The sequence below is a fragment of the Streptomyces sp. NPDC003011 genome (genome assembly GCF_053591515.1).
Map to the genome: position 1 here is coordinate 1 of NZ_JBSFTY010000170.1, position 4,850 is coordinate 4,850.

A 4,850-nucleotide genomic window follows, 5' to 3' on the forward strand; every position below is an offset into this window, starting at 1 on the left:
GGCCGCAGACCGGCCGCGCGGCAGCGGCAGCGGCAGCGGCCGCGGACGCGGCACGAGCCGACGCCGTACGAGCCGTCGGGGGGTCCCCGCCGGCCACGACGGCGGTCCCGGCGGCCTGGTCGGGGCCCTGTCTCACAGGGTCTCCCGTCCGTTGCTCTCCCGCGCGGTGTCCGGTGCGGCCCGGCTGATGTCGGCGAGCGCCGAGTCCGGGTCCTGGGCCTCGGCGAGGTCGCCGAGACTCACCATCCCGACCGGCAGCCCGTCCTCGACGACCGGCAGCCGCCGTACGGCGTGCGCCCGCATCAGCGCGACCGCCGCCGACACCGGGTCGTCGGGGGACACGATCACCGGGTCCGGTGTGCACACCGACTGGGCGCTCACCGTCAGCGGATCGACGCCGTCGGCGACGGCCCGCACGGTGATGTCCCGGTCGGTGAGCACCCCGACCACGTGCTGCCCGTCCGCCACCAGGACGTCGCCGATGTCCTGCGCGCGCATCAACTGCGCGGCCTCGACGAGCGAGGAGTCCGGGCGGACGGCCACCACACCCGGCGTCATCACGTCTTTCACCAAGTCGGCCGTCACTGCCGGCCCTCCCTCCGGGTCACTGCCCGCGCGAGTTCCTGGACGTTGGCGTAGCGGTCCTTGCGCGGCAGCCGCTCCAGTGCCTCGACCAGGGTGTCGGGGGCGTTCTTCCGGCGCAGGACGTGCACCAGGTCCCCGGAGCTCGCGGGGAACGAGCTGCGGCCCAGGATCCGGGCCAGCTCCAGCCGGACCGCCGCCAGTGACGCCCCGGCGCGGCCCGGTGCCACCGGCCCGCCCGCGATCTCGGGATCGTCGTCGGCGGTCGGCTCGGGGTCGTGCCACTCCTCGCTCCGGGTGGGGTGCCCGGACCGCAGCAGACCCTGCAGTTCGTGCTTCATCTCGTCGTCACGGTGACGGCTCAGCCGGTCGCTGCCTCGCTGCATGTCTCCCTCCAGATCTTCGGGGGTGGCCACCGCGTACCCGAGGACCGGACGCCGACACGGGGTTTGCGCCCCGAATGGCGGGAGACCCGGCTCAGGCCCCCCGCGCACATTCCTGCAGAAGGACAGGCCATGGCGGTGCTCGCTGTGATCATCCCGCTCCTCATGCTCGGCGTGATGCTGGCGCTGGGCCGGTACGAGGACCTGTTGCTGCCGGGGGAGGAGACCGACGGGCTCGAACCGTCCGCCGCCCCGTCTCCGGTGGGCCCCATCGCCCCGGTGAGCCCCATCGCCCCGGTCGCTCCGGTGGCACGACGGGAAAAGGCTTCCTGACCCGGTTCGCGGTCCTGCCGCCGGTGTCAGTTCGGCGCGGGGGAAGCGGTGTCGTCCGCCTTGAGGTCGAAGTTGATCAGGTCTCCCTCGACCGAGGTCACCGTGACCGTGACGCCCAAGGTGCTGCCGTCGTCCGCGGTGAGCGTGCACCGGGTGGTGGTCCCGGTCTCGCCGACGAGGTCCTCGGGACAGGCGATGTCCGGCTTCGGCCGGCCCGTGGTGGCGGCGAGTTTCTCGGAGACCGTGGTGGCCAGCTTGTCCGCGGACATCTTGGGCGTGGCCGACCCGACGCTGACCTCGGCCGAGCAGCCGACGAGCAGCGCGCCGGCGGCCAGGGCCGACAGGAGCGAGGGCACTGCGGACAGCCGGGTGTCGGGCACGGTGGACTCCGGTTCAGGGATCATGACGAGACGGCGCGGAAAGCATACCCATCAGCCGCGCCCGGCACGTCCGTTCACCTCTTCTCCCGGCCCGGCAGGAAATCCTGCACCTTCGCCTTGAGGCCCTGCCTGACCATGGACGCGCCGTCCGCGTCGCCCCTGAGGATCGAGGCGGCCGTGGCCTCCATCTGGTCCCAGGTGGCGTGCGGCGGAATCGGCGGCACCGCCGGATCGGTGAGGAACTCGATCACCGCGGGGCCGTCCGCCTCCAGGGCGGCCCGCCAGCCCGCCTCGACGTCCTCCGGCTTCTCCACGCGGACGCCGGTCAGACCCAGCGAGCGGGCGAACTCCGCGTACCGCACGTCCGGCAGCTGCTGCGAGGGCAGGAAGGACGGGGCGCCCCCCATGGCCCGCATCTCCCAGGTGACCTGGTTGAGGTCCTGGTTGTTCCACACCGCCACGACCAGCCGCGGGTCCTCCCACACATCGCGGTACTTCGCCGCCGTGATCATCTCGGCCAGGCCGTTCATCTGCATCGCGCCGTCCCCGACCAGGGCGATCACGGGCCGGTCCGGGTGCGCGAACTTCGCGCCGATCGCGTACGGCACGCCGCAGCCCATCGTCGCGAGCGTCCCCGACAGCGAGCCGCGCATCCCCGGCCGCATCGTCAGGTGCCGGGCGTACCAGTTCGCCACCGACCCCGAGTCCGAGGTGACGATCGCGTCCGACGGCAGCAGCGCGTCCAGCGCGTGCGCCACGTACTCCGGGTTGATCGGGTCGGCCGACTGCAGCGCCCGCCGCTCCATCACCCCGCGCCACTGCTTCACGTTCGCGCACACCGTCTCGTACCAGTCACGCTCGCCGCGCTCCGCGTCCAGCAGCAGGATCAGCCGCTGCAGCGTCGCCTTCGCGTCACCGACGAGATTCACCTCGTACGGGTATCGCATCCCGACCATGTGCGGATCGATGTCGATCTGCACGCCCCGCGCCTTGCCGAACTCCGGCAGGAACTGCGTGTACGGGAACGACGACCCGATGGTCAGCAGGGTGTCGCAGTCCCGCATCAGCTCGTACGACGGGCGGGTGCCGAGCAGCCCGATCGAGCCGGTGACGTAGGGGAGTTCGTCGCTCAGGACGTCCTTGCCGAGCAGCGCCTTGGCGACGCCCGCGCCGAGCATCTGAGCGACCCGCTCCACCTCGGCCCGCGCACCGGCCGCGCCCTGGCCGACCAGAAGGGCCACCTTGTCACCGGAGTTCAGGATCTCCGCCGCCCGCTGGAGGGACTCGTCGGACGGAACCGCCGTCCAGGAACTGTGGTCCAGGCTGGAGGGCACCATCTTGAACTCGTGCGTGGGCGGCGCGTAGTCGAGCTCCTGCACATCGCCCGGGATGATGACCGCGGTGGGACAGCGGCGCGCGTACGCGGTGCGGATCGCCCGGTCCAGCACGTTCGGCAGCTGCTCGGGAACGGTCACCGTCTCCACGAACTCGGAGGCGACGTCCTTGTACAGCGAGTGCAGGTCCACCTCCTGCTGATAGGAGCCGCCCATCGCGGAGCGGTGCGTCTGCCCGACGATCGCCAGCACCGGCACATGGTCCAGCTTCGCGTCGTACAGCCCGTTGAGCAGGTGGATCGCGCCGGGCCCCGAGGTCGCCACGCACACGCCGAGCCGGCCGCTGAACTTGGCGTAGCCGACCGCCTGCAGCGCGGACATCTCCTCGTGCCGGGACTGGATGAAACGGGGCTGGTTCTCGGCCCGCCCCCAGGCGGCGAGGAGCCCGTTGATGCCGTCGCCGGGATAGCCGAAGACCTGCTCCACACCCCATTCGCGCAGCCGCTGCAGAACGTGGTCGGAGACCTTGGTGCTCATCGAGGGACCTCCCGGACCTGGGTCGACACGTGCGGCAGCCCTACGAGTCTCCCGGCGCGTGCCCGGAAAACCTGGCCCGGTGTTTGCGGTGCGGGGCCCGGGGCAGGCGCACTCACAGTGCTTCGGACCGGAGGCACGTCCGTGGGAGCGGCCGCTCCGTCGCCCCGGACGCGCCCGCCACCAGCGCGGACACACTCCCACGGTGACCGTCCACCCCGAGCACGACCGAGGGAGTTGCGACGCACATGCCCACTCAAGTGAGCGCGAAGCACCACCCGCACGACGACGCACCCGACACGGCCGAGGCGTTCCGCAGGCTGGCCGAGCTGCCGCCGGGACCCGAGCACGACACGCTGCGCGGACAGCTCGTCGAAGCCTGGCTGCCCATGGCCGACCGGCTCGCCGGACGCTTCCGCAGCCGCGGCGAGAGCCTCGACGACCTGCGCCAGGTCGCGGCCCTCGGCCTGGTCAAGGCCGTCGACCGCTACGACCCCGAGCGCGGCAACGCGTTCGAGAGCTACGCCGTGCCGACCATCACCGGCGAGATCAAGCGGCACTTCCGCGACCACATGTGGACGCTGCACGTACCGCGCCGGGTCCAGGACCTGCGCAACCGCGTCCGCTTCGCCACCCAGGACCTGTCCCAGACCATCTCCGGGCGCCGGCCCACCGTCGCGGAGATCGCCGACCACGCGCAGCTGAGCGAGGACGACGTCCGCGCCGGGCTGGAGGCACTGGAGAGCTTCAGCGCGCTGTCCCTGGACGCGGAGCTGCCCGGCAGCGAGGACGGGTACTCGCTCAGCGACGCGCTGGGGTCGTCCGACCCCGCGCTGGACACGGTGGTGGACCGGGAGGCCGTGAAGGCCCGGCTCGCCGCGCTGCCCGAGCGGGAGCGGGCGATCCTGTACATGCGGTTCTTCAAGGACATGACGCAGAGCCGGATCGCCGAGCAGCTGGGGATCTCGCAGATGCATGTCTCCCGGCTGATCAACCGGTGCTGCGGCCAGGTGCGGGATCAGGTCATGAGGGACGCCGCCGCCTGACGCCCGGGGCGGTCGGCCGGTCGGCCGGTCGGCGGCGGCAGTGGTCGCGGGGGCGTTCGCCGCCCCGGCCGACCCCGGCCGGTCGTACGGTTCTCCCCGCCCCCTGGACCAGCGCGGGGACGCCGTTCATCATTCGGACGGCGTTCGGGCGCCGTACGTGTCGTGGCCGGAGGTGTCCGGGGCCCGTGCGGTCGTCCGTACCCGGCCCCGGCCCCGCCCCCGCCCCCGCCCCCGCGCGAGCCGGGCCCGCACCGCGCC

Annotated in this window: 6 protein-coding genes; 2 read left to right on the top strand and 4 right to left on the bottom strand. The window is 72.6% G+C overall.

Annotated features, from left to right (window positions below; genetic code table 11):
• Positions 1–132: 132 nt before the first annotated feature.
• Both ACWD0J_RS40895 and ACWD0J_RS40900 read right to left on the bottom strand, forming a co-directional pair.
• Complete coding sequence (locus tag ACWD0J_RS40895) at positions 133–585, bottom strand: CBS domain-containing protein (RefSeq protein ID WP_451500941.1); 453 nt, start codon at positions 583–585, stop codon at positions 133–135.
• A complete protein-coding gene (locus ACWD0J_RS40900) occupies positions 582–968 on the bottom strand; it encodes a DUF2795 domain-containing protein (protein ID WP_451500942.1) in 387 nt (128 codons plus the stop codon). The genes ACWD0J_RS40895 and ACWD0J_RS40900 overlap by 4 nt, the downstream gene beginning before the upstream one ends.
• 129 nt (positions 969–1,097) lie before the next feature.
• On the opposite strand from ACWD0J_RS40900, the gene ACWD0J_RS40905 reads away from it, so the two are divergent.
• Positions 1,098–1,298 carry a hypothetical protein gene (locus ACWD0J_RS40905; RefSeq protein ID WP_451500943.1) on the top strand — a complete coding sequence of 67 codons (201 nt, stop codon included), beginning with the start codon at positions 1,098–1,100 and terminating at the stop codon, positions 1,296–1,298.
• 26 nt (positions 1,299–1,324) lie between these two features.
• Here ACWD0J_RS40905 and ACWD0J_RS40910 read toward each other — a convergent pair whose 3' ends face one another.
• Both ACWD0J_RS40910 and ACWD0J_RS40915 read right to left on the bottom strand, forming a co-directional pair.
• Complete coding sequence (locus tag ACWD0J_RS40910; protein WP_451500944.1) at positions 1,325–1,702, bottom strand: DUF4333 domain-containing protein; 378 nt, start codon at positions 1,700–1,702, stop codon at positions 1,325–1,327.
• A gap of 50 nt (positions 1,703–1,752) precedes the next feature.
• Positions 1,753–3,549, bottom strand: coding sequence for a thiamine pyrophosphate-requiring protein (locus ACWD0J_RS40915; RefSeq protein WP_451500945.1), 1,797 nt, complete (start codon positions 3,547–3,549; stop codon positions 1,753–1,755).
• 245 nt (positions 3,550–3,794) lie between these two features.
• On the opposite strand from ACWD0J_RS40915, the gene ACWD0J_RS40920 reads away from it, so the two are divergent.
• Entirely contained in the window at positions 3,795–4,592 is a 798-nt protein-coding gene (locus ACWD0J_RS40920) for an RNA polymerase sigma factor SigF (RefSeq protein ID WP_451500946.1), read from the top strand.
• Positions 4,593–4,850 lie beyond the last annotated feature (258 nt).